Annotated in this window: 24 protein-coding genes; 14 read left to right on the forward strand and 10 right to left on the reverse strand. The window is 71.2% G+C overall.

What is annotated here, in order from left to right; all coding sequences use genetic code 11:
- Positions 1-46: 46 nt before the first annotated feature.
- Together AB0M80_RS07265 and AB0M80_RS07270 are read right to left on the reverse strand one after the other, a co-directional pair.
- A complete protein-coding gene (locus AB0M80_RS07265) occupies positions 47-532 on the reverse strand; it encodes a carboxymuconolactone decarboxylase family protein (RefSeq protein ID WP_364560120.1) in 486 nt (161 codons plus the stop codon).
- Positions 529-1,608, reverse strand: coding sequence for a dihydrodipicolinate reductase (locus tag AB0M80_RS07270; protein WP_364560123.1), 1,080 nt, complete (start codon positions 1,606-1,608; stop codon positions 529-531). The genes AB0M80_RS07265 and AB0M80_RS07270 overlap by 4 nt, the downstream gene beginning before the upstream one ends.
- 114 nt (positions 1,609-1,722) lie before the next feature.
- Between AB0M80_RS07270 and ilvD the strand changes: the two genes are divergently transcribed.
- Positions 1,723-3,414 carry a dihydroxy-acid dehydratase gene (gene ilvD, locus AB0M80_RS07275; protein ID WP_364560126.1) on the forward strand — a complete coding sequence of 564 codons (1,692 nt, stop codon included), beginning with the start codon at positions 1,723-1,725 and terminating at the stop codon, positions 3,412-3,414.
- Here ilvD and AB0M80_RS07280 read toward each other — a convergent pair.
- Positions 3,393-4,763 (reverse strand): fatty acid--CoA ligase family protein, encoded by a 1,371-nt coding sequence (locus AB0M80_RS07280; protein ID WP_364560129.1) that lies wholly within the window; start codon positions 4,761-4,763, stop codon positions 3,393-3,395. The genes ilvD and AB0M80_RS07280 overlap by 22 nt on opposite strands.
- Before the next feature lie 16 nt (positions 4,764-4,779).
- Positions 4,780-5,193, reverse strand: a complete 414-nt coding sequence (locus AB0M80_RS07285) for an SsgA family sporulation/cell division regulator (RefSeq protein WP_364560132.1) — start codon at positions 5,191-5,193, stop codon at positions 4,780-4,782.
- A gap of 373 nt (positions 5,194-5,566) precedes the next feature.
- Between AB0M80_RS07285 and sigK the strand changes: the two genes are divergently transcribed.
- The 4 genes from sigK to AB0M80_RS07305 all read left to right on the forward strand — a co-directional run bounded on the left by sigK (position 5,567) and on the right by AB0M80_RS07305 (position 9,164).
- Positions 5,567-6,163: an ECF RNA polymerase sigma factor SigK gene (gene sigK / locus AB0M80_RS07290; RefSeq protein WP_364560135.1), complete on the forward strand. Its 597-nt coding sequence runs from the start codon at positions 5,567-5,569 to the stop codon at positions 6,161-6,163.
- Positions 6,160-6,840, forward strand: coding sequence for an anti-sigma factor (locus tag AB0M80_RS07295; RefSeq protein ID WP_364560138.1), 681 nt, complete (start codon positions 6,160-6,162; stop codon positions 6,838-6,840). The genes sigK and AB0M80_RS07295 overlap by 4 nt, the downstream gene beginning before the upstream one ends.
- Before the next feature lie 18 nt (positions 6,841-6,858).
- Complete coding sequence (locus AB0M80_RS07300) at positions 6,859-8,397, forward strand: molybdopterin-dependent oxidoreductase (RefSeq protein WP_364560141.1); 1,539 nt, start codon at positions 6,859-6,861, stop codon at positions 8,395-8,397.
- Positions 8,398-8,489: 92 nt separating this feature from the next.
- A complete protein-coding gene (locus tag AB0M80_RS07305) occupies positions 8,490-9,164 on the forward strand; it encodes a fasciclin domain-containing protein (RefSeq protein WP_364560143.1) in 675 nt (224 codons plus the stop codon).
- Here the strand turns inward: AB0M80_RS07305 and AB0M80_RS07310 are convergent, their stop codons facing one another.
- A complete protein-coding gene (locus AB0M80_RS07310; RefSeq protein ID WP_364560146.1) occupies positions 9,165-10,163 on the reverse strand; it encodes an LLM class flavin-dependent oxidoreductase in 999 nt (332 codons plus the stop codon).
- A gap of 53 nt (positions 10,164-10,216) precedes the next feature.
- Positions 10,217-10,786 (reverse strand): TetR/AcrR family transcriptional regulator C-terminal domain-containing protein, encoded by a 570-nt coding sequence (locus tag AB0M80_RS07315; RefSeq protein ID WP_364560388.1) that lies wholly within the window; start codon positions 10,784-10,786, stop codon positions 10,217-10,219.
- A 76-nt stretch (positions 10,787-10,862) separates the two neighbouring features.
- On the opposite strand from AB0M80_RS07315, the gene AB0M80_RS07320 reads away from it, so the two are divergent.
- Positions 10,863-11,183: a hypothetical protein gene (locus tag AB0M80_RS07320; protein WP_364560149.1), complete on the forward strand. Its 321-nt coding sequence runs from the start codon at positions 10,863-10,865 to the stop codon at positions 11,181-11,183.
- 24 nt (positions 11,184-11,207) lie between these two features.
- Positions 11,208-11,678: a zinc-binding dehydrogenase gene (locus AB0M80_RS07325; protein ID WP_364560151.1), complete on the forward strand. Its 471-nt coding sequence runs from the start codon at positions 11,208-11,210 to the stop codon at positions 11,676-11,678.
- Here the strand turns inward: AB0M80_RS07325 and AB0M80_RS07330 are convergent.
- Positions 11,675-12,604: an alpha/beta hydrolase gene (locus AB0M80_RS07330; RefSeq protein WP_364560153.1), complete on the reverse strand. Its 930-nt coding sequence runs from the start codon at positions 12,602-12,604 to the stop codon at positions 11,675-11,677. The genes AB0M80_RS07325 and AB0M80_RS07330 overlap by 4 nt on opposite strands.
- A gap of 254 nt (positions 12,605-12,858) precedes the next feature.
- Positions 12,859-13,455 (reverse strand): QsdR family transcriptional regulator, encoded by a 597-nt coding sequence (locus AB0M80_RS07335; protein ID WP_364560155.1) that lies wholly within the window; start codon positions 13,453-13,455, stop codon positions 12,859-12,861.
- 204 nt (positions 13,456-13,659) lie between these two features.
- On the opposite strand from AB0M80_RS07335, the gene AB0M80_RS07340 reads away from it, so the two are divergent.
- Positions 13,660-14,292, forward strand: coding sequence for a DsbA family oxidoreductase (locus AB0M80_RS07340; protein WP_364560390.1), 633 nt, complete (start codon positions 13,660-13,662; stop codon positions 14,290-14,292).
- On the opposite strand, the gene AB0M80_RS07345 is transcribed toward AB0M80_RS07340, so the two are convergent.
- Entirely contained in the window at positions 14,270-14,452 is a 183-nt protein-coding gene (locus tag AB0M80_RS07345; RefSeq protein ID WP_086856983.1) for a hypothetical protein, read from the reverse strand. The genes AB0M80_RS07340 and AB0M80_RS07345 overlap by 23 nt on opposite strands.
- A 246-nt stretch (positions 14,453-14,698) precedes the next feature.
- Complete coding sequence (locus AB0M80_RS07350) at positions 14,699-15,754, reverse strand: LacI family DNA-binding transcriptional regulator (protein WP_364560157.1); 1,056 nt, start codon at positions 15,752-15,754, stop codon at positions 14,699-14,701.
- 112 nt (positions 15,755-15,866) lie between these two features.
- Between AB0M80_RS07350 and AB0M80_RS07355 the strand changes: the two genes are divergently transcribed.
- The 6 genes from AB0M80_RS07355 to AB0M80_RS07380 are packed head-to-tail and all read left to right on the forward strand — an operon-like array spanning position 15,867 to position 24,349.
- Positions 15,867-16,793 carry a sugar ABC transporter permease gene (locus AB0M80_RS07355; protein ID WP_364560160.1) on the forward strand — a complete coding sequence of 309 codons (927 nt, stop codon included), beginning with the start codon at positions 15,867-15,869 and terminating at the stop codon, positions 16,791-16,793.
- Position 16,794: 1 nt separating this feature from the next.
- Positions 16,795-17,658 (forward strand): carbohydrate ABC transporter permease, encoded by an 864-nt coding sequence (locus AB0M80_RS07360; protein ID WP_364560162.1) that lies wholly within the window; start codon positions 16,795-16,797, stop codon positions 17,656-17,658.
- A gap of 32 nt (positions 17,659-17,690) precedes the next feature.
- Complete coding sequence (locus AB0M80_RS07365; RefSeq protein ID WP_364560165.1) at positions 17,691-19,031, forward strand: sugar ABC transporter substrate-binding protein; 1,341 nt, start codon at positions 17,691-17,693, stop codon at positions 19,029-19,031.
- Between the two features lie 4 nt (positions 19,032-19,035).
- Complete coding sequence (locus tag AB0M80_RS07370; protein ID WP_364560168.1) at positions 19,036-20,580, forward strand: alpha-L-arabinofuranosidase C-terminal domain-containing protein; 1,545 nt, start codon at positions 19,036-19,038, stop codon at positions 20,578-20,580.
- Positions 20,573-22,327 (forward strand): beta-galactosidase family protein, encoded by a 1,755-nt coding sequence (locus AB0M80_RS07375; RefSeq protein WP_364560171.1) that lies wholly within the window; start codon positions 20,573-20,575, stop codon positions 22,325-22,327. Before AB0M80_RS07370 ends, AB0M80_RS07375 begins: the two co-directional genes overlap by 8 nt.
- 36 nt (positions 22,328-22,363) lie before the next feature.
- Entirely contained in the window at positions 22,364-24,349 is a 1,986-nt protein-coding gene (locus tag AB0M80_RS07380; protein WP_364560173.1) for an RICIN domain-containing protein, read from the forward strand.
- The last annotated feature ends 112 nt before the right edge of the window (positions 24,350-24,461 follow it).

The following is a 24,461-nucleotide window of genomic DNA, read 5'->3' on the forward strand; positions in this document are numbered from 1 at the left end:
GGTCCGGGTGGCGGGGCCCCCGGCCCGGAGCGAAGCTCCGGTTGTTTCAAGCCCGGTGGGACGGCAGCACGCAGGCCGTGTCGAGGCCGAGCACGTGGTTGAGCCGTCCGAAGGCCAGCCACGCGCCGAGGCTCATGCTCAGCTCGACGATCTCCTGCTGCGTGTAGTGCTCGCCCATCCGCTTCCAGAACTCGTCGTCGAGGCCGTGGTGGTCCAGGGTGTACCGCTCGGCGTACTCCGCCGCGAGCCGCGTCCGGTCGTCGAAGCGGTCCGTCGTGCGCCACTCGAGGACGGCGTCGGCGAACTCCGCCTCGACCTTCTGCCCGTCGCGCTCGGTGCGCCAGTCGAGGCAGAAGACGCAGCCGTTGAGCTGCGCGATCCGCAACCGTGCGGCTTCGAACTCCCGCAGCCCCAGCGTCGTGTGCTCGTACACCGCCAGCGAGAACTTCGACGCGGCGATCCCGATGCCGGGCACCATCTCGCCCCAGACGTACCCGATCGGGTCCTTGCCCCCGGGGATGTCGATGTTCACGAGCGCCTCCTTCCGAGCTTGCCGGCTGCCGGGCGCAGCGGGACGTCGAGTGCGTCGTACAGGCCGGGGTCCGCCGCGGCCAGCCAGTCGATGGCGCCGACGAGCCGTCCGACGGCGGTGGCGTTGCCGCCCGCCGACCGGTTTTCGCCTTCGTCGTCGGCCTCGACGGTGACCTCGATGCGCGGCCGGCCTTCGATGATCACGCGGTGGGCGCCGTCGCCACTGGGCGGCGCCGGCCAGTCGGGCGCGCACGACGGGTGGATGCGGGTGACGTGTTCGATGACGATCCGCGGCTCGCCGTCGACGATGCCCTGCACCTCGAACCGCACCGCGCCCTGCGTGCCCTTCTCGAACTCGCCCATGGTCCGCGTGCTCACGGTTTCGTCCAGGGGCCGCCGGTCGAGCGTCTCGCGGAGTTCGGCCACTTCGACGCCGAGGCCGCGCGCGATCAGCCGGACCTGCCCGCCCCACACCATCGACGGCACGCCGGTCATCAGCATCGGCGGGTCGTACTCCATCGGCTGGCCCATCCCGACCAGGTAGCGGACGGAGTCGGGCTGCTCGTAGGTCGAGTAGTCGAAGATCTCCTGGCAGCGGATGACGTCGATGTCGGTCCCCAGCCCGCTGATCAGCAGCGGCAGCACGTCGTTGCCCCAGCCGGGGTCGACGCCGGAGACGAACAGCGAGCCGCCGCCCGCCGCGATCGCCGCCAGAATCGGTTCGCGCAGTTCCTTCGGCGCGTTGCGCTGGTCGTAGAGGGGGTACAGGGCCGGCGTCACGACGACCGCGCCCGCCCGGATCGCGCGCACGATGTCGGCGAGCGCGTCGTCGAACCGGACGTCGCCGGAGGCGGCGTAGACCACGGCGCGCGGGCTCGCCGCCAGGACCGCCCCGATGTCGTCGGTGGCGGCCACGCCCAGCTCGGAGCCGAGCCCGGCCAGTTCGCCCGCGTCCTTGCCGACCTTCGCCGGGTCGTGGACGAGCACCGCGGTGAGCTTCAGCGCCGGGTGGGCGTCGACGGCCCGGATGGCCGCACGGCCGACGTTGCCCGTGCCCCACACCACTGTGTCGATCATGGCCTGAGTTTTCGCTCGCTCGCGCGGGCGTAGCTAGGAAATCGTTCCGGCCAGCGGACCGCGCGCCCGTTGGTAACATGACCAGCGCCCGAACGTCGTAACCGGAGGCCCGCGATGACGATCGACCCGAAGCCCCGCAGTCGCACGGTGACCGACGGGATCGAGGCCGCGCCCGCCCGGGGCATGCTGCGTGCCGTCGGGATGGGGGACGGCGACTGGCGCAAGCCGATCATCGGCGTCGCCAGTTCGTGGAACGAGATCACGCCGTGCAACCTGTCGCTGGACCGGCTGGCCCAGGCGGCCAAGGAGGGCGTGCACGCCGGCGGCGGCTACCCGCTGCAGTTCGGCACGATCTCGGTGTCCGACGGCATCTCCATGGGCCACGACGGCATGCACTTCTCGCTGGTCTCGCGCGAGGTCATCGCGGACTCGGTCGAGACGGTGATGCAGGCCGAACGGCTCGACGGCTCGATCCTGCTGGCCGGCTGCGACAAGTCGCTGCCGGGCATGCTGATGGCGGCGGCGCGGCTCGACCTGGCGTCGGTGTTCCTCTACGCGGGCACGATCGCCCCCGGCTGGGTGAAGCTCACCGACGGCACCGAGAAGGACGTCACGCTCATCGACGCCTTCGAGGCGGTCGGTGCGTGCCGGGCGGGCCGGCTCGGCACCGCCGACCTCGACCGGATCGAACGCGCCATCTGCCCCGGTGAAGGCGCCTGCGGCGGCATGTACACCGCGAACACCATGGCGTCGGCCGCCGAAGCCATGGGGATGAGCATGCCCGGGTCGGCCGCGCCGCCGTCCGCGGACCGCCGTCGCGACCACTACGCCCACCTTTCGGGGGAAGCCGTGGTCGGCCTGCTCGAACGCGGCATCACCGCGCGCGACATCCTCACCCGGGAGGCGTTCGAGAACGCGATCACCGTCGTCATGGCCCTCGGTGGTTCGACCAATGCCGTGCTGCACCTGCTGGCCATCGCGCACGAGGCGAAGGTCGAGCTGACCCTCGACGACTTCAACACCGTCGGCGACCGCGTCCCGCACCTGGGTGATCTGAAGCCGTTCGGCAAGTACGTCATGAACGACATCGACCGGCACGGCGGCATCCCGGTGCTGATGAAGGCGCTGCTGGACGAGGGGCTGATCCACGGCGACGCGCTGACGGTCACCGGTCGCACGGTGGCCGAGAACCTCGCCGAACTGGACCCGGAGCCCATCGACGGGGAAGTGCTCCGCACCCTGGACAACCCGCTGCACCCGACCGGCGGCATCACCATCCTGCGCGGCTCGCTCGCCCCCGAGGGCGCGGTCGTGAAGTCCGCGGGCTTCGACACCGCCAACTTCGAGGGCCCGGCGCGCGTGTTCGAGCGCGAGCAGGAGGCGATGGCGGCGCTGAACGAGGGCCGGATCGAGGCCGGCGACGTCGTCGTCATCCGCTACGAAGGCCCCAAGGGCGGCCCGGGCATGCGGGAGATGCTGGCGATCACCGCGGCGATCAAGGGCGCCGGGCTGGGCAAGGACGTCCTGCTGCTGACCGACGGCCGGTTCTCCGGCGGCACCACCGGCCTGTGCATCGGCCACGTCGCGCCGGAGGCGGCCGACGGCGGGCCGATCGCCTTCATCCGCACCGGCGACCGGATCGCCGTCGACATCAAGGCCCGCAGCATCGACCTGCTGGTCGACGCCGCCGAGCTCGCGCGGCGCCGGGAAGGCTGGGAACCGCTGCCGAACAAGTTCCCGGAGGGAGTGCTCGGCAAGTACGCGAAGCTGGTCCGGTCGTCGTCCTACGGGGCCGTCACGAGCTGAACGAGGGCGCGCTTGTCCACCTTGCCCACGTCGGTGAGCGGCAGCGCGTCGACGAAGTCCACGGCCGCCGGGACGTAGTGCTCCTGACCGAAGGCTTCCCGGGCGTGGGCCTGGATTTCTTCGGCGGTGACCGCCGTTCCGGCGACCACGACGGCGTGCAGCAGCCGGCCGTCCGGGCCGGGGACGCCGAAGACGGCCGCGCTCCGCACGGCGGGGTGCGTCGCGAGGGCGTGTTCGACGACCGTCGAGTGAACCTTGGTGCCGTGTTCGCCGACCACGACGACGTCGTCGGCGCGGTCGAGCAGGTAGAGGTAACCCTCGTCGTCGAAGCGGCCGAGGTCACCCGTGCGCAGCCACCCCGCCCCGATGTCCGGGCCGCCGAGGTAACCGTCCATCATGGACAGTCCGCGGACCTCGACCTCGCCGTCGGTGATGCGGGCCTCCATGCCCGGCACGATCCGGCCGACCGAGCCGAGCCGTCCGGGACGATCGAGCAACTCGGCGGCGGAGATGCTCGCAATCATCGGCGCCTCGGTGAGGCCGTAGCCCTGGCCGACGACCGGCCCGAAGACGTCGAGGGCCTGGGCGAGCCGGTGCGGCGGCAGCGGTGCGGCACCGAGGGAGAGCGAGCGGACGCTGCTGAGGTCGGTGCTCTTCCGGGCCGGGTGGTCGAGGAGCGCGGCCAGCCGCGGCGGAGTGAGCGACAGTGTGTCGATCCGGTGCGCCTGGATCGCTTCAAGAACGGCTCCTGCGTCGAAGCCGTCGTGCACCACCACGGTGTCACGCCGCAGCAGCGCGCCGAGCACGGTGGCGTTGCCGGTCATGTGGGTCATCGGCGCGACGAGCAGCGTGCGCCCCGGGCCGTCCGGCGACGGCGTGAAGATGTACGCCATGCCGTCGTAGATGCCGCCGTGGCGGATCAGCTTCGGGGTGCCGGTCGTGCCGCCGGTGGGGAAGAGGAGGCTGACCGTTTCCGGCGGCCTCAGCGGCTCGGGTTCGCCGTCGAGGTCGTCGAGGGTGCGGACGTCGCCCGCGGGCCAGTCGTGCGGGCGGTCGGTGACGACGGTGGCGCCGCTCGCCGCGGCGAGCCGGTCCCGATCCGGCGCCGAGGCCGGGACCATGAGCACGGTCGCGCCGCGCAGGAGCGCCGCGAGCTGGACGAGGACCGTCTCCGGGCGGTTGCGGAGGTCGACGGCGACGACCTCGGTCTCGGTCTCGCAGAGCCCGGCGTGCAGGCGGCGCAGCCGGTCGCGGGCCTGGTGGAAGGTCGTGCCGCCGTTCTGGACGAACAGGACACGGTCACCGCCGTCGTCGAGGGCGGCGAGGACCTTCGTCAGGAAGAAGCTCACGCTCCGGGACGGTACGTCAGTCCTGGTAGGAAAGCTTCGCCAGTTCCTCGTCGAAGTCGAACCAGTCGGTCTCGCTGCCGGCCGGGATGACGTCGTAGGTCCGGTCGAGGAAGGCCGCGATCTCCTTCGCGGGCGCTTCGAGCACGGCGGCCCCGTCGGGGGAGCTCAGCTCCACGACGACCAGCGCGGGGTCGCCGGCGGGCCCGATCCGCACGTCGCCGTCGCCGCAGCGGCCGAGCAGGCCGTCGGCGAGCAGGTCGCGCCCGAAGAGCCAGCGGACCGCGCTCGGGCCGGCGTGCAGCACGACGGCGACCGCGTACGGGTCGAGGGTGTCGTACTCCAGCTCGGCCGGCACGGGCCGCGGCCCGGCCCCGAAGGTGCGCAGGGCGAAGTCGATGCTGGCGTTGATCACGGTGTCCGGGTCGGCCATGGATGGCCCCTTTGCTACTCGTCGGTTGGGTGGATCTTGTTCCAGGGATAACCCATGGTGAGTTCAACGCCCAGCGATCCGAAAAACTTTCACACGCTGGGGTGATCAAGAAGTGGCCGATGTCACCGCCGGCGTGGCCTCAAGGGCACTTTTCTCACTCATGGTGAGCAGTCGTATCCGAGGTCTCGGCGTTACTCCCCCACCCGCCCGCGGCGCCTGGTTTTCGGAGCCGCGCCGCCGCCGGATGGGTCCCGGCGCCGGAGTTGCGCCGTCCGGTGGGAAGGGTCACCGGGCACCAGTCCGGTCCGCCCTCCGGCCGCGAATCCCCGCACGGAAGCGGACGACGTGGTGGGTGACGTGGAAGGTGCCGGGCATGGGTGAGCGTGGGCGGTTGCGGCTGCAACCGGACGAGGCGCCGGCCCCCGTGCCGAGCGCCGAAGAGCTGCTTCGGCAGGTCGCGGCGGGGGAGGAGACGGCGTTCGCGTCGCTGTACGACCTCGTCGCCGGTCCGGTGCTCGGCCTGGCGACGCGGGTGCTGCGCAGCCACGCGCAGGCCGAGGAGGTGGCGCAGGAGGTGCTGGTGGAGGTGTGGCGCAAGGCCACGAGGTACGAGCCGGAGCGCGGCAGCGCGCTGTCGTGGGTGCTGACCATCGCCCACCGCCGGGCCGTGGACCGCGTGCGCTCGCACCAGGCCGGCGTCGACCGGGAGGAGCGGGCCGGCCTGATGGACGTGCGGCGGCCGTTCGACGAGGTCACCGAGTCCACGTTGGCCGGTCTGGAGCAGCAGCGGGTGCGGCAGTGCCTGTCCGCGCTGACCGACCTGCAGCGCGAGTCGATCGTGCTGGCCTACTACAACGGCTACACCTACCCCGAGGTCGCCGAGGTCCTGAAGGTCGCGCCGGGCACCGTGAAGACCCGCATCCGCGACGGCCTGATCCGGCTGCGCGACTGCCTGGGGGTGGACCGATGACCGCCGAACTGCACACGCTGACCGGGGCGTACGCCCTGGACGCGGTGTCCGGGGCCGAGCGCGCCGAGTTCGAACGCCACCTCGGGCGGTGCGCCGCCTGCCGCCAGGAGGTCGCGGAGCTGCGGGCGACCGGCGCACGGCTCGCCGTGGCCGCCGCGGTGGACCCGCCGCCGGAGCTGAAGCCGGCGGTGCTCGCCGCCGTGGCCCGCATCCGCCGGCTGCCGCCGAAGGTGCCGGTGGTCCGCAGGCTGAGCCGGGCCAAGACGTGGCAGCTGCGGATCTCGCTCGCCGGGGCCGCGGCCGCGGCCGCGGCGGCGGTCGTCTTCGGCGTCGCCACCACACCGGCTCCGGTCGACTCGGTGCTGGACGCTCCGGACGCCGCCGCGATCCAAGGCGTCGGGCCCGGGCACGCCACTCTCGTCGTCTCGCGCAGCCGGAACCAGGCCGTCCTGCTCGCGTCGGACCTGCCCGCGCTCGACACCGGGCACGTCTACCAGGTGTGGCTCATCGGTGTGCGCGGTGCGCGGTCGGCCGGCCTGATGGCGGCGGAGGCGTCGCAACGGATGCTCGTGGCCGAACTCCCGCCGGACGTCGACCGGATCGGGATCACCGTCGAACCCGCGGGCGGCTCGCCCGGCCCGACGGGCCCGGCCATCACCCGGATTTCCCTTGCGTAGCAACAGGACTGGAGCAACATGAGCACGCCTGAACTTCGGCTGCACCGCTGGGTGGCCGCCCTGCTGGGCGTCCTGGCGCTCGCCGCGGCCTTGGCGGCGGGCCACCTCGTCGCCGGGTTCGTCGGGGTCAACGCCTCGCCCTACCTGGCGGTCGGCAACGGCGCCATCGACCTGACCCCGGTGGGGCTCAAGGACTTCGCCGTCCGCACCTTCGGGACCTACGACAAGCTCGTCCTGCTGTCCGGGATGGCCGCGGTCCTGGTGCTCGTGGCGGCCGCCGCGGGCCTGCTGTCCCGTCGCACGCCGGTGCCGGGGCTGGTGGCGATCACCGGGTTCGGCTTGGTCGGTCTCGTGGCGGTGTACGCGCGGCCCGACCTCGACGCCGTCGCGCTCCTCGCCCCGCTGGTGAGCCTGGTCGCCGGGGTCGCGATGTTCGCTTTCCTGCACCGGCTGGCCCGGCGCGAAGCCGCCCCGGACGCCGCGGCCGGTTCCTCGCGCCGGACGGTGCTGCTGGCGGGCGCCGGTGTCGTCGCCGGGGCCGGGGTCGCGGGTTTCGGCGGGCAGCTGCTCGCCGGGCGCCGGGACGCGGCGTCGTCGCGGGCCGCGGTCGGGCGGCTCGTCCCGGCCCGGACCGCGCCGATGATCCCGGCCGACGCCGACTTCGCGAAGCTGGGGACGCCGGCGTTCGTCACGCGCAACGCCGACTTCTACCGGGTGGACACCGCGTTGACCGTGCCGCAGGTGCGGGCCGAGGACTGGCGCCTGCGGCTGCACGGCATGGTCGGCCGCGAGGTCCGCTACGGCTACGGCGACATCCGCAACCGGCCGCTGGTGGAACGCACCATCACGATGACCTGCGTCTCCAACGAGGTCGGCGGCACCTACGTCTCCACGGCGAACTTCATCGGCGTCGACCTGGCCGACCTGCTCGAAGAGGCCGGGGTGCGCCCCGGCGCCGAGCAGCTCTATTCGTCCAGTGTGGACGGCTGGACGTCCGGCAGCCCGATCGCCGCGGCGCTGGACCGGACGCGCGGGGCCATGCTCGCCATCGGCATGAACGGCGAGCCGCTGCCGATCGAGCACGGTTTCCCGGCCCGGCTGGTCATCCCCGGGTTGTACGGTTACGTGTCGGCCACGAAATGGGTGACCGACCTCGAAGTCACGACGTGGCGGGCGCGGCAGGCGTATTGGCTGAAACGCGGGTGGGGTCGCGAGGCGCCGATCAAGACCGAATCGAGAATAGACACGCCGAAGGGTTTCGAAACCGTCCCGGCTGGGAAGGTCCGGGTCGCCGGGATCGCCTGGGCACAACACACCGGGATCGCCAAGGTCGAACTGCGCATGGACAGCGGGCCGTGGCGTGAAGCCACGCTGTCGCACGAGGTGAACCCGGACACCTGGCGCATGTGGTGGCTCGAATTCGACACCGCGCCCGGCGGTCACCAGGTCGTCTGCCGGGCTACCGACAAAAGCGGCCGGACACAGACCGAAATGCGGGCCGGAACCGTTCCCGACGGCGCCACCGGGTGGCACAGCATCGCCTTCACGGCGCGGTGACCTGGATCACCCGAATGGCGGCAAGCCGGTTTCGACGCAGTTCCGAATCAAGGGCAAGAAGAAGTTCTCAGCCGCTAATTGGAGTGATTTTAGTGACCAAGCTTCGTGTCGCCGGAATCGGCGTCACCGCCGTCGCCGCGCTTTCACTGACCGCGTGCAGCGGCAGCGACACCGCTTCGTCGGGCAGTTCCGCCGGCTCGATGGCGCCGTCGTCGTCGATGCCCGCGCCGTCGCCCAGCATGGCTTCCGGCGCCGGCAACGGTGTGACCACCAACGCCGACGTGTTCGGCCCGGCCTGCTCGCAGCTGCCGCAGGGTTCCGCGCCCGGTTCGCTGGACTCGATGGGCCCGCAGCCGGTCGCCTCGGCCGCGTCGACCAACCCGCTGCTGACCAAGCTGGTGGCGGCCGTCAAGGCCACCAACCTGGTCGACACGCTCAACAGCCAGCCGGCCATCACGGTGTTCGCGCCGGCCGACCCGGCGTTCGCCGCGCTCGGCGACGCGAAGTTCGCCGAGCTGGCCGGCAAGCCCGCCGAGCTGGCGCCGATCCTGCAGTACCACGTCGTCGGCCGGCGCTACGACGCGCAGGGGCTGGGTGCGGCCGGTTCGCTGGAGTCCCTCAACACCGCCGGTGGCCCGCTGAAGATCGAGGGCTCCGGCGACAACATGACCGTCAACGGCGCGAAGATCCTGTGCGGCAACATCCCCACCAAGAACGCCACGGTCTTCGTGATCGACAAGGTGCTCACGCCGGGCACCAACAAGTAGTCAGCGGCGCCGGCCGAGGGCCGGGCCGAGCCGTTCCGCGATGTCGGTGAGGATCTGCACGTAGTCTTCGTGGTCGAAGGTGAACGGCAGGGCGAAAGCCACCTCGTCGACTTCGCGGAACGCGGCGTGTTCGTGCAGCCGCGCGGCGATTTCCGCGGACGTGCCGACGAAGTCGGGGGAGAACAGCATGCGCGCCGGCCCCTGGGGTTCGGCGGTGCGGGGCAGCCGTTTCCGGGCGTACTCCTCGTACTTGGCGCGCTGCTCCGGCGTCGCGCTGTCGGTCGGGATGACGACCAAGCCCTGCGAGATGCGTCCAGCGGGGTGGTGCGCGCGGAAGGTCCGGATGTGGGACAGCTGGATTTCGGCGAAGTCCGTGCTGTCCCCTTCGGCCTTGACCACGCTGCTGGTCAGGAAGTTCATCCGGTGCCGGCCGGCCCATTCCGCCGAGCGCAGGCTCGCGCCGCCGTACCAGAGGCGGTCGCCGAGCCCCGGCGCCTGCGGCTGGACCCGGTCGGAGAACACCTCGAACCCCGCCGTGCCGCTGAACCCCGTCGCCGGCTTGCCGCGCACGAAGTCCAGCAGCCGCCGCACGCGGTCGTAACCGAAGTCCTCGACGTCCGCGGTGTCCGGGTAGAGGGCGTGTTTGACCTCGTCCCAGCGCATCGGGGGGCCGACGCTGAGGCCCGGGTTGAGCCGTCCGCCGGAGAGCAGGTCGACGGTGGCGAGGTCCTCGGCCAGCCGCAGCGGGTTCTCCCAGCCGAGCGGGATCACGGCGGTGCCGAGCTCGATCCGGCTGGTCCGCTGCGACGCGGCGGCCAGCACGGCGACCGGCGACGAGATGCCGTACTGGAGGTGCCGGTGCCGCACCCAGGCGCTGTCGAACCCGAGCCGTTCGCCCAGCTCGATGATCTCCAGCGTCGACTCGTGGCCCCGGCGCGGGGCGGCCGCGTCGAACAGGCCGATGGTCAGGAAGCCGAGCTTGCGCAGTGGTCGTGGCACGGTGCCGATTTTGCCCCCGGGCGCAGGGGTGTCCCACTTGCTGGACTGCCGGCTCAGTCCCGTTCCCGCAGCCGGTCCAGGCCGTCGAGGATGAGGTCCAAGCCGAACTCGAACTCCGCCTGGTCGTCGCACCAGCCCAGGGTCGAATCCGGGTCGTCGTGCGCGATCTCGCTCAGCATCCCGACCAGGTTCGGCAGCCGTTCGGCCACTTCCGCCGGTACCTCCGCCGACGCGCCGGTGCCCGGGTCGAACAGTTCCTGCGTGAAGCCGAGCGCGCGGCTGCCCAGCGCGTGCAGGGCGTGGTGGATCCGGTCGTGGGAAAACCCGTCCTCGCGCATCAAAGCGACCAGGTTGTCGTAGTACTCCAGCACCGCCATGCTCGTCGACGAGCGCGTGGCGAACAGCCCAGGGGCCCAGCGGTGGCGGAGGAACACCTGCCGCGCCGCGAGGATGCGCCGCCGGGCCGTCCCCTTCCAGTCCGGGCCGCTGTCCACGCGGGCCGCCGCGTCGTTGACCTCCTCGGCCACGACGTCGACGATCCCGTCGAGCACGTCTTCCTTCTTGGCCACGTGGTAGTAGAGCGACATCGCCTCGGCGCCGAGCTCCTCCGCGAGCCGGCGCATCGTCACCGCGCGCAGGCCGTGCTCGTCGGCGAGCGCGACGGCACTTCCTGAGAGGCGAGTCCTACGTGCGCGCCTGATGGCCGGGGGCTTCGGCCTGCGCCGTCCGCCGGCCGGCATCCTCGGTTGTGACCTGGCCGGCCGGGTCGAGACGGCCGGGATGAGGTTCGCGCCCGGCGACGACGTCTACGCGCTCCTGCCGCGGGGCGCCCACGCCGAGTACGTCTGCGTGCCCGAGGACCTGCTGGCGCCGATGCCGGTGAATCTCACTCACGAGCAGGCGGCGGCGATGCCGATGGCGGCCGTCACCGCGCTGGTGGCCCTGCGGGGGGTCGAAGCCGGGCAGCGGGTGCTGGTCAACGGCGCTTCAGGCGGCGTCGGTACCTTCGCCGTCCAGTAGGCGCTCGGTGCCCACGTCGACGCCGTGTGCAGCGCCGCCAACGCCGGTCTCGCCCGCTCGCTCGGCGCCGGGCACGTCTTCGACTACCGGGCGGAAGACTTCACGCGCAGCGGCCGCCGCTACGACGCCGTGCTCGACATCGCCGGCAGCCGGTCGATGTTCGCCTGCCGCCGGGTGCTCGAGCGCGACGGCGTCTTCGTCGCCGTCGGTGGCCCGGCCGGGCGCTGGGTGCAGCCCGCCGGGCACGTCTTCGCCGCACTGGCCGCCGGGCCGTTCGCGCGGCGGCGCGTCGTGCTCGCGGACGCGGTGGCCTGCCGGGACAAGCCGGCGATCCTCGGTGAGCTGGCTCGCTTGGTGGAGCGTGGCGCGGTCACGCCGGTCGTCGACCGGAGCTACCCGTTCGACGACCTGCGTGCCGCGGTCGCCTACCAGGAAGCCGGGCACGCCAGGGGCAAGGTCGTCGTCACCCTCGGCGTGCCCGGCCGATCTTCCTAGCCGTTGTGCGGGCAGTTGCCCCGGTAGTCCGAAATGGACAGGCTGGTGCCGGGGATCGGGCACAGGAACTGTTCGTAGCGGGTGTCGTCGTCGATGAAGCGCTTGAGCCAGGACAGCGTGTACTTCGCGATCGTCGTGTTCGACGTGTTCGGGGCGAAGTGGCTGGCGCCACGCAGTTCGAGGTACGCCTTGTCCAGAGTGGACGGCAGGCTCGTGTAGAACGGGATCGAGTGCGACGCCACCGGGGCGACGGTGTCCGACTGCGCCCCGACGACGAGGGTCGGCACGCGCAGCGTCGACCAGTTCTTGGTCAGGTCCCAGCCGGTCAACGGCACCGCGGCCTGCAGCGACGGGCGTGAGCGCGCCGCTTCGAGGGTGCCGCCACCGCCCATGGAGTGCCCGACGACGCCGAGCCGGCTGCTGTCGATGCGCGAGCGCACGGAGCTCTGCTGCGTCAGGTAGTCCAGCGAGGCCAGCAGCTGCCTGCCCCGGCTGTCGGGCTGGTCGGAGGTGGTCAGGGTGTCGATGGTGAACACCACGAAGCCCTGCGACGCCAGGCGCGGGCCCAGCCAGGCGATGCTCGACTGGGTGGCGGTGAAGCCGGGCGCGATCGAGATGGCGCCGAAGGTGCCGGCGGTCGTGCTCGTCGGGTAGTAGATGGTGCCGCCGCCGAAGCCGGAGACGGACACCCGGGACACCGTGACGGTGCTCGTCGCGAAGGAGCCGCGGGAGGCTTCGATGCTGGCGGTGGTGGGGTCGGGGCCCCGCTCGTAGGGGTTCGCGGCAGCGGGCGCCGGCGCGGCGACACCGGTGGTCAGCGCGAGTGCGGCCACCACGACGCCGGCGGCTTTGGCGCGCCACCCACGGTGGCGGGAAATTTTCCCACCCGGGCCGGACGACGTCGGCGGGCTGGTGAGTGCGGACATGGATCGCTCTCTTTCCCCGGGCAGGCGAAGGCGGGCCCGGAAACGGACGGGCGGACCGATGGAACGGTGGCACGGCAACGAGAAGCGCTGCCGTCGGCGGGGTGCGGGGTAACGCTTTCCCGTCGCCTATGAAACACCTCGGCGAAATGTTCCACATCCTCCGGATGGGTGAGTAGCTGACAGACTGGGCGGTCGCTCAGTGAACCGGCGGACCGATCGATCGCCCCGGCGACGTGTCAGTGCTTCGCGGGAGGTCAGTGACCGGACGACTCCAGCGCGCCGCGCACGAGGGTGTCCACCAGGGTGGTGGCGACCGCCAGGTCCACCGAGCGGGCGGCCAGGACGTCGGAGTACAGGAACGACTCGCCGAGCCGGACCACCGCGAACGCCAGGTCCGGCAGGCCGACCAGCGGGGTGAGCCCGGCCCCGTCGGCGTCGGCCCGGAACAGGTCCACGTGCGCGTCGACCAGCCCGGGCTGGACCGCGCCGCGCGGGTCGGTCAGCACACGGAGGGCGACCGTCGATTCCGCCTCGATCAGTTTGCGCATGCCGTCGCTGCCGGCGACTTCGCGGCGGTATTCCTCCATGACCCAGAGGCAGCGCAGCCGGCCCTCCGGCGTGCGGACCGCGTCGCCGTGCTCGGCGCGCCACCCGTCGAGCGCGCGCTGCCAGGTCCGGTCGGACAGCAGCCGCAGCCCAGCGCCCATGAGGTCGTCGCGGTTGCCGACGCGTCGGAAGAACGTGGTGCGCGAGATCCCCAGCTCGGCCGCCATCCGGCCGAGGTCGAGGCGGGCTCCGGCCATCAGCAGGCGCGCCGCGTGCCGGACTATGTCGTCGGTCGAGACGGTCACCGGGTCACCCTAGCTTCGGGGGGTTGCGGGTGGCGGAGCCCCCGGCCCGGGGCGGAGCCCCGGATGTCACTCGCTTCGGGGGGTTCCGGGTGGCGGAAGTCCCCGGCCCGGGGCGGAGCCCCGGATGTCACAGCTGCACGTGGCTGCCGGTTACCTTGAAGTGCGCGGTGCCCCTTCGGTTAGCTTGGTTTCGTGCGCGTAGACATCTGGTCCGATCTGGTCTGTCCCTGGTGCTATCTCGGCAAGCGCCGCTTCGAGCGGGCGGTGGCCGAGCTCGGCGTCGACGTCGAAGTGGTGCACCACTCGTTCCAGCTCGACCCGTCGTTCCCGCGCGGGACTTCGCGGCCGACGCGCGAGGTGCTGGCCGAGAAGTACGGCCGGACACTGGAAGAAGCCGACGCGATGGAAGCGCAGATGGAAGAGCGCGCCGCCGCCGACGGCCTCGAGTACCACCTCGACGGTGTCCACATGGGCAACACCGTCGACGGCCACCGGCTCGTCCACCTCGCCGCCGGCCGCGGGCTGGCCGACGCGGTCGTCGATCGGTTCTACCGCGCGCACTTCACGGAACGGCGCTCACTGTTCGAGCGCGGCTCCCTGGTGGAGCTGGCCGCGGAAGCCGGGCTCGACGCCGAGGAGGCGCGAGCCGTGCTCGAGTCCGACGCTTATGAAGCAGAAGTGGCGGCGGACGGCGAGCAGGCCCGCGCACTCGGCGCGACCGGCGTGCCGTTCTTCGTGATCGACCAGCGGTTCGGCGTGGCAGGCGCCCAGTCACCGGAGGTGTTCACGCAGGTGCTGCGGCGCGCGGCGGAGGTCAGCGACGGCGCCGCCGGGTGAACCGCGACCGGTCGGTGGCGACCCCGGCCAGGTGCAGGGCGACGCAGAGCAGCCCGGCGGTGGTGAGCGTCCCGGTCGTGACCACCGGGCCGAGCCCGAACCCGGCCAGTTCCATCAGCAGGGCGAGCCCGAAAAGGACAGCGGCGAGAATGGCGAGCATGAGGCCTCTATTTCCGTGGTGCGGCCGAATGGTCCACACCACTGCGACGTTCGCGGTACCGGGATCCCGGCTTGGTGGCCGATAATTCCCCTGTCCCCGTCCGCTGAAACGAACTTACCGTACCGAACGAGCCGATTCGCGTACTCAGACGGACGACTCGCGCACCTGAAGAGCCGGTTCGCGTGATTGAAGAGCCATCACGTGTGATTGAAGAGGCATCACGGGTGATTCCCGGGTGGTCACGGGTCAGGCCGGGGGTGGGGCGGTGCTGGAACGGATGATCAGCTCGGTCGGGAGGATCACCGGTTCGCCGGCTTCGGCGCCGGTTTCGATTTCCGCCAGCAGGGCCTCCACCGCGTGGCGGCCGACCGCCTCGAACGACTGGCGGATCGTCGTGAGCGGCGGCCAGAAGTGCGCCGACTCCTCCATGTCGTCGAACCCGACCACGCTCACCTCGCCCGGCACGCCGCGGCCCGTCTCGTGCAACGCGCGCAGCAGACCCAGCGCCATCTGGTCGTTCGCCGCGAACACCGCGGTCACCGCCGGGTCGGCGGCCAGCTGCAGGCCCGCGCGGTACCCCGACTCCGGTGACCAGTCCCCGGTCAGCACCGGCGGCACCACGCGGCCCGCACCCTCCAAAGTGGCCTGCCACGACTTGCGGCGCCGCTCGGCGGAGTAGGACTGCGGCGGGCCCGCGATGTGCCAGACCGTTTCGTGCCCGAGGTCGAGCAGGTGCCGGGTCGCCCGGGCCGCGCCGTCGGCTTGGTCGTTGTCGACGACCGGGTAGTCATAGCGGGCACTGGAGTCGATCACCACCACCGGGAGTCCGTGCGGCAGCTCGATTTCGCTCTGGTCGAGCTGGTGCTGCTCGATGAGGATGATGACGCCGTCGACGGCCTGCTCGTTCAACGTGGTGAACGCTCCGGTGACCTCGCCCTGCGTCGGCCGCGTCACCGGCATCAGGATGATCGAGAACCCTTGCGGGACGACCGCCGCCGCGATGGCGTCGAGCGTGCGGCTGTTGCCGAAGGTCGGCAGCGCCGAGATGATCACGCCGATGCTGTGGAACTGGCCGTTGCGCAGTGCGCGGGCGGCGCTGTTGGGCCGGTAGCCGATCCGGCGCATCGCGGCCAGGACCCGTTCGCGGGTGGCGTCGTCGACGTTCGTCTTGCCGTTGGCGACCCGCGAGACCGTCTGGCCCGACACCCCCGCTTCGCGGGCCACGTCCGCCATCGACGGTCCCCGCCGCCGGGCGGCGCGGCCGGATGCGGACGAGGTCGCTGTCTGGCGCGGCACGGTCACTCCCTGGTGTCCTGGACATGTTTACGTCAACACGTTACTCTGCGGCCGTCCATGTTGACGTAAACATCTCGTCGGGTCCAGCGCCCGGCGCACGCGATCACTCGGAGAGACGATGACGTCCACAGCGGCTCCGCCCGCGCCGGTGCCGGCCCGCCGGGCGCCCGCGGCCCGCCGGCCGCGGCGGAAATGGCGGGGCTGGCTCTTCGTCGCCCCGTTCATGCTGGTGTTCGCGCTGACCTTCATCGCGCCGGTCGTGTACGCGTTCGTGCTCAGCCTCTTCCGCGACCAGGCTTTCTTCGGCGGCACGGTGTTCGTCGGCGCCGACAACTACACGCAGGTGTTCGCCGACCCCAAGTTCTGGGAGTCCTTCCGGCGGGTCCTGGTGTTCCTCGCCGTGCAGGTGCCGATCATGCTGGTGCTCGCGCTGATCGCGGCGCTGGCGATCGACAGCGCCCGGCTGCACGCCGCCGGCTTCTTCCGGGTCGTGATCTTCCTGCCGTACGCGGTCCCCGCCGTGGTCGCCGCGCTGATGTGGGGCTTCATCTACGGTGACCACTTCGGACTCGCCGCCGACCTGAACCACCTGCTGGGCACCGAGGTGAAGCCGTTGTCGCCGAGCTGGCTGCTCACGTCGATCGGGAACATCGTCACGTGGGAGTTCGTCGGCTACAACATGCTCATCTTCTACTCCGCGCTGAAGGTGATCCCGAAGGAACTGTTCGAGGCGGCCGCGATCGACGGCGCCGGCACGTTCCGCACGATCCTGTCGGTCAAGCTCCCCGCGATCCGGGGTGCCATCGTGGTCGCGACGATCTTCTCGATCATCGGCAGCTTCCAGCTGTTCAACGAGCCGAACATCATGCGCAACCTGGTCCCGAACACGATCGGCACGTTCTACACACCGAACATGTACGCCTACAACCTTTCCTTCAACGGGCAGCAGTACAACTACTCCGCCACCGTCGCGATCGTGATGGGCGTGATCACCGCGGTCATCGCCTACGTCGTGCAGCTGCGCGGCTCCCGGAAGGAGATGTGACGTGGCCACCTTCTCGATAACCAAGCCCCGCAAGTCGCGTGTCCTCACCGGCTTCATGGCGCTGTACCTGGTCTACACCCTGGTTCCCCTGGCGTGGCTGGTGATCAACGCCAGCAAGACCCAGCCCGCGCTGTTCTCGACGTCGGGACTGTCCTTCGGTGGCACGTTCGCGCTGTTCGACAACATCGGCCAGACGTTCACCTACAACGACGGGATCTTCTTCCGCTGGCTCGGGAACACCCTGCTGTACGTCGTGGTCGGCGCCGGTGGCGCGACGATCCTCGCGACGGCGGCGGGCTACGGGATGGCGAAGTACCGCTTTCCCGGCCGCCGCGGGGTGTTCGCGGTCGTCCTCGGGGCGGTGGCCGTGCCCCCGACGGCGCTGGCCGTGCCGACGTTCCTGATGTTCAGCAAGCTCGGGCTGACCAACACGCCGTGGGCAGTTCTCATCCCGTCGCTGATCAGTCCGTTCGGCCTGTACCTGATCTGGGTCTACGCCGCCGACGCCATTCCCGACGAACTGCTGGAAGCGGCGCGGATCGACGGCGCGGGCGAGATCCGGATCTTCCTCACCGTGACGCTGCGCCTTCTGGTCCCCGGGATCATCACGGTCTCGCTGTTCACGATGGTGCAGACGTGGAACAACTACTTCCTGCCGCTGATCATGCTCAGCGAACCGAAGTGGTATCCGCTGACCGTCGGGCTCAACCAGTGGAGCGCGCAGGCCAACGGCGCCGGCGCCCAGCCGATCTTCAACCTGGTCCTCACCGGGTCGTTGCTCACGATCATCCCCCTAGTCGTCGCTTTCCTGCTCATGCAACGGTTCTGGCAGTCCGGGCTGAGCGCCGGCAGCGTCAAGCAGTAACCCGCCGTCACACCGCCGTGAAGGGACATTCGATGTCAAGATTCCGCACCCGCGCCAAGGCGGCCGCCGCCATCGCGCTGGCCGCCGCGCTCGCGGTCGGCTGCTCGTCCGGGGGCACGTCCTCCGCACCCGCCGCCGCCACCGGCAACCAGGACTCCGTCGACGCCGCGCTGAAGGCCGGCGGCGAGATCACGTACTGGAGCTGGACCCCGTCGGCCAAGGACCAGGTGGCCGCGTTCCAGAAGGAATACCCGAACGTCAAGGTCAACTACGTCAACGCGGGCACCAACAAGGAGGAGTACACCAAGCTCCAGAACGCGATCAAGGCCGGCTCGGGTGCCCCCGACGTCGCGCAGATCGAGTACTACGCCCTCCCGCAGTTCGCGCTGACCGATTCACTGGCCGACCTCAACCAGTTCGGTTTCGGGTCGTTCGAGAAGGACTACAGCGCCTCGACGTGGGCGCAGGTGAAGAACGGCAACGGGATTTACGGCCTCCCGCAGGACTCCGGCCCGATGGCCCTGTTCTACAACAAGGAGGTCTTCGACAAGAACGGCATCGCCGTGCCGAAGACGTGGGACGAGTACATCGCCGCGGCGAAGAAGCTGCACGCCGCCGACCCCACCAAGTACATCACCTCGGACACCGGTGACCCCGGCTTCGTGCTGAGCATGATCTGGCAGGCGGGCGGGCACCCGTTCACCGTCGACGGCCGGAACGTGAAGGTCAACCTCGCCGACGCGGGCACCAAGAAGTGGACCGCGATGTGGGACCAGCTGATCCAGGGCAAGCAGCTCGCCCCGGTCAAGGAGTGGTCCGACGACTGGTTCCGCGCCCTCGGTGACGGCACCATCTCCTCCCTGGTCACCGGTGCCTGGATGCCGGGCAACTTCATCTCCTCGGTGACCGGTGGCTCCGGCAAGTGGGCGGTCGCGCCGATGCCGACCTACGACGGCAAGCCGGTCACCGCGGAGAACGGCGGCAGCGCCCAGTCCGTGGTCAAGCAGAGCAAGAACCCGGCGCTCGCGGCGGCGTTCGTGCGCTGGCTCAACCACGCCGGCGGTGTCCAGCCGTTCATCAAGAGCGGCGGCTTCCCCTCCACCACGGCCGACCTGACCTCGCCCGCGTTCGTCGACCAGGCCGTGCCGTACTTCGGCGGCCAGAAGATCAACCAGGTGCTGACCCAGGCGTCGAAGGACGTCGCGAAGGGCTGGACCTACCTGCCGTACCAGACCTACGCCAACAGCATCTTCAGCGACACCGCCGGCAAGGCCTACCTGAACGCCACCCCGCTCGACGCCGGGCTGGCGGCCTGGCAGCAGGCCATCGTCGACTACGGCAACCAGCAGGGCTTCACCGTCAGCGCGGGATGACCGGGTGACCGTCCACATCGAAGGCGACGCGGGCCAGGTCATCGGCCCGGTCCCGCGTCGCCTCTTCGGCTCGTTCGTCGAGCACATGGGCCGCGCCGTGTACACCGGGATCCACGAGCCCGGGCACTCCACCGCGGACCGCCGCGGGTTCCGCGGCGACGTGCTGGAGCTGGTGCGGGAACTCGGCCCGACCGTGGTCCGGTACCCCGGCGGCAACTTCGTCTCCGGCTACCGCTGGGAGGACGGCGTCGGGCCGGTCGAGGCCCGGCCCGTCCGGCTCGACCCGGCGTGGCACAGCGTCGAGTCCAACCGCTTCGGCCTGCACGAATTCGTCGCGTGGGCCGAAGCCGCGGGTACCGAGGTGATGTACGCCGTCAACCTCGGTACCCGCGGCATCCAAGAGGCCGCCGACGTCCTCGAGTACTGCAACCACGCCGGCGGCACGGAACTGAGCGAGCGGCGGCGCGCGAACGGCGCCGACCGCCCGTTCGGCTTCAAGCTGTGGTGCCTGGGCAACGAGATGGACGGCCCGTGGCAGATCGGCCACAAGACGGCCGACGAGTACGGCCGCCTGGCCGCGGAGACCGCGCGCCTGATGCGGATGATCGACCCCGGGGTCGAACTGGTCGTCGCCGGCAGCTCGCACGCCGACATGCCGACGTTCGGCTCGTGGGAGCGCACGGTGCTGCGCCACACCGCGGAGCTGACCGACCACATCTCGTTGCACGCCTACTACCAGGAACTGCACGGCGACACCGACAGCTACCTGGCCAGCGCGGCCGCGCTGGACCGCTACATCGCCACGACGGCGGGGGTCATCGACGAAACCCTGGCGGAGCTGGGCCTCGACAAGAAGATCGGGATCAGCGTCGACGAGTGGAACGTCTGGGACCTGCGCCGCTGGAACGAGGTCGACCAGGCGCGGCTCGCCGAGGGCGGCTGGCGGCAGCACCAGCGGATCATCGAGGACACCTACACCGTCACCGACGCGGTCGTGGTCGGCTCGCTGCTGAGTTCCCTGCTGCGCAACGTCGACCGCGTCACCATGGCGAACCAGGCGCAGCTGGTCAACGTCATCGCGCCGATCCGCACCGAGCCCGGCGGCCCGGCGTGGCGGCAGACGACGTTCCACCCGTTCCAGCGGGTGGCCGCGCTGGCCGGCGGCGTGAGCCTGCGCCTGTCCGTGGCAGGCGAGCGGCTCCGCACCGCGCAGCACGGCGAAGTCGACCTCGTCGACGCCGCCGCCACGATCGGGGACTCCGGGCGCGGGGCGGTGTTCCTCACCAACCGGTCCACGGCCGCGCCGACCGAGGTGCGCATCCGGCTGCGTGGTGCGCGGTTCGGCGTGTACGCGGCCGAAACCCTGACCACACCGGACGGCGAGACGCGCCACGCCGTCAACACCGCCGACTCACAACCGGTCCGGCCGGTGCCGTTGCCCGGCACCGCCGTGACGTCCGATCCCGGGGGGACCACCATCACCGTGACACTGCCACCGCTGTCCTGGAACGTGCTCCAGCTGACCCCGGAGGCGGGCTCGCATGCCTGAGTTCGCCATCGGGGAAACCGACTTCCTGCTCGACGGCCGGCCGTTCCGCATCCTTTCCGGTGCCCTGCACTACTTCCGGGTGCACCCGGACCTGTGGGCGGACCGGATCGACAAGGCCCGGCGGATGGGGCTCAACACCATCGAGACGTACGTGGCGTGGAACGCGCACGCCCCCGAGCCCGGCGCGTTCGACCTTTCCGGCGGCCTCGACCTCGACCGCTTCCTGCGGCTCGTGGCCGACGCCGGGATGTACGCGATCGTCCGGCCCGGCCCCTACATCTGCGCGGAGTGGGACAACGGCGGGCTGCCGGCGTGGCTGTTCCGCGACCCCGAGGTCGGCGTGCGCCGGTTCGAGCCGCGGTACCTCGCCGCCGTGCGCGAATACCTGACGCGGGTGTACGAGGTCGTCGTCCCGCACCAGGTCGACCGCGGCGGGCCGGTGCTGCTGGTCCAGGTGGAGAACGAATACGGCGCGTTCGGCGACGACAAGCGGTACCTGAAAGCGCTTGCCGAGCACACCCGCGAAGCGGGTATCACCGTGCCGCTGACCACAGTGGACCAGCCGACGCCCGAGATGCTCGAGGCGGGCAGCCTCGACGGGCTGCACCGCACCGCGTCGTTCGGTTCCGGTGCCGAAGCGCGGCTCGCGATCCTGCGCGCCCACCAGCCGACCGGGCCGCTGATGTGCAGCGAGTTCTGGAACGGCTGGTTCGACAACTGGGGCGCGCACCACCACACGACGCCGGCCGCGGACTCGGCGGCCGAGCTCGACGCGCTGCTCGCCGCGGGTGCGTCGGTCAACCTGTACATGTTCCACGGCGGCACCAACTTCGGGCTGACCAGCGGGGCGAACGACAAGGGCGTCTACCAGCCGATCGTCACGTCCTACGACTACGACGCGCCGCTGGACGAAGCCGGCGACCCGACGCCGAAGTACCACGCCTTCCGGGACGTGATCGCCCGCTACCACAAGGTGCCCGACACCGTCCCGCCGCCGGCGCGGCCCGCGCCCACGCCGGCCGCGGTGCTGCGTGACCCGGTCCGGCTGCTCGACGCGCCGGAACGCTGGGGCAGCTGGCAGGAGCACGAGGACCTGCCCGCGTTCGACGACCTCACGCCGATGCCGCAGCTCGCGCTGCTGCGGTGTGCCGTCGAGGGGGACCGGCCCGGCGTGCTGACCTTCGGCGAGGTCCGCGACCGCGCGACGGTGTTCTTCGACGGCGCCCTGGTGGGCACGCTCTCCCGGGAGCACCACGACCGCGCGATCCCGTTGCCGGGCGCCCGCGGCGAACTGCTGGTGCTGGTCGAGGACCAGGGCCGCGTCGACTACGGCCCGCGCATCGGCGAGGCGAAGGGCATCATCGGCGGCGCGTCGCTGCACGGCGAGCCGCTGACCGGCTGGGACGTGCTGCCGCTCGACCTGGCCGCGGTGCCTTCGCTGCGGCCCGCGGCGCCGGAGTCCGTCGCGGGTCCGGTGGCCGGGCCGGTGGTGCTGCGCGCCGAAGTCGTCGTCGACGAACCCGCCGACCTCTTCCTCGACACCGGGGAGTGGGGCAAGGGCGTGGCCTGGCTCAACGGGTTCGCGCTCGGCCGGTACTGGCGGCGCGGTCCGCAACGGACGTTGTACGTGCCGCGCCCGGTGGTCCGCGCGGGCGCCAACGAACTCGTCGTGCTCGAACTCGGCACGATGCTCGATCCCGCGGCCCGGTTCGTGCCGCGGCCGCTGCTGGGCCACACCGAGGCCTGAGAAAAGTCCCCACCGCACCGAAGGGCAGTTTCGACGATGAACCTGCGGCGTTTGCTCACCGTCCTTTGTGTACCTTTGCTAGGCGGCGCGGTCGTTGCCGCACCGGCCGAAGCGGCCACCGCCGTCACGGTGAAGCCGGATCCGACGTACCGGCAGCAGCCGTTCGACGGCTGGGGCGCCAGCCTGGCGTGGATGGCCGAGGCGACCGGCGGCTACCCCGACGCGGTCCGGAACAAGCTGGCGGACCTGGTCTTCGGCCCCGACGGGCTGAACCTGAACATCGCCCGGTTCAACGTCGGCGGCGGCAACGCTCCCGACGTCCCGTCGTACCTGCGCGCGGGCGCCGCGGTTCCGGGCTGGTGGAAGGCGCCGGCCGGCACCACCCGCGCCGACAAGGACTGGTGGACGCCCGGCAACGCGGCGGAGTTCGACCCGAAGGCCGACCCGAACCAGCGCTGGTGGGTCGACAAGATCAAGAGCCGCGTCACGAAGTGGGAGGCGTTCAGCAACTCGCCGCCGTACTTCCAGACCGTGTCCGGCTACGTCTCGGGCGGCTTCAACGCCACCGACGAACAGCTGCGGTCCGACAAGATCGGCGACTTCACGGCGTACCTGACGCAGGTGGTGCGCACCCTCGAGCGCGCGCACGGCATCAAGTTCGCGTCCGTGAACCCGCTGAACGAGCCGAACACGAGCTACTGGAAGACCACGCTCGGCGCCGACGGCAACCCGACCGGCGGGCGGCAGGAAGGCGCGCACATCGGGCCGTCGGTCCAGTCGCAGCTGATCCCGGCGATGGCCGGGGCCCTGAAGGCGGCCGGCTCGCGGGCGATCGTCTCCGCGCCCGACGAGACCAACCCGGACACCTTCGCCGCGGACTGGGCCGGCTGGTCGGCCGACGCCCGCGCGGCGGCGGGCCGGCTCAACGTGCACACCTACGGCACCGGCAACCGGCCGGTCCCGCGCGACTTGGCCAAGGGCGCGGCGAAGCCGTTGTGGATGAGTGAGGTCGGCGGCAGCTGGCTGGACCGGCAGGACTTCACGGACATGGACCCCGGCCTCGGGATGGCCAAGCAGATCACCGACGACCTGCGCCTGCTCGAGCCGAGCGCGTGGGTCAGCTGGCAGCCGATCGAGGACTACAACAACATGAAGCCCGGCGGCGAGAGCGCGGCCGGGATGAACTGGGGCGAGATCCAGGTCCCGTTCGACTGCCCGAAGAACGCCACGCTGCAGACCTGCCAGATCAAGACGAACACGAAGTTCAACACGATGCGCAACTTCACCCACTACATCCGGCCGGGTGACCGGCTGGTCGGGGTGAACGACACCGCGTCGACGGCCGCGATGCGCGGCGAGGACCTGGCGACGGTCGTGCACACCAACCCGGGCACCGACGCCCAGGACGTCACGCTGGACCTGTCGGGCTTCCGGAACGTCCGGCCCGGCGCTTCGGTGACCCCGGTCGTCACCGACGTCAACGGGGCGCTGCAGCGGGGCAAGGCGGTGCGGGTGACCGCGGGCAAGGCGACGCTGCGGGTGCCGGCGCGTTCGGTGACGAGCTTCCTCGTCGACGGCGTCTCCTCGACGGCGACGGGCACGGGCATCGGCTCCGGCAAGCCGTTCACCTTCACCGGTGTGCAGAGCGGCAAGTCGCTGTCGGCGGAGAACGGCACGCTGGTCCAGCGCACGACGGACGCTTCGGCGCCGGCGCAGCGCTGGACGCTCACCGACCGCACGGGCCGCTACGGCAACCGCGACCGGTTCACCATCACCAACACCGGCACGGGCCAGGTGCTCAGCACGTCCGATGGCGCGGTGACGCTGGCGGCGGCGGGAACGTGCGACCCGGCGGCGCAGTGGACGCTGTCCACCACCGGTGACGGCACCTGGACGTTCGTCAACGCGGCGAGCGGCCAGCTGCTCGACGTCCCCGGCGAGTCCCGCGAGGACGGCGCGCGGATCGGCCTGTACAAGCCGACCAACGGGCCGAACCAGCGCTGGCAGGCCGTCGCCCGCTGACCCGATTGCCCAAGGCGGCTTGCGGTGCGTCAGACGCACCGCAGGCCGCCTTGGTGCTCCACCACCACCCTCGACGGAGGCGCTTTGCGCCGCAGTGTCGATCAACGCACCG

Origin of the sequence: Amycolatopsis sp. NPDC051045, assembly GCF_040682955.1 — a bacterium.
Lineage (GTDB): Bacteria > Actinomycetota > Actinomycetes > Mycobacteriales > Pseudonocardiaceae > Amycolatopsis.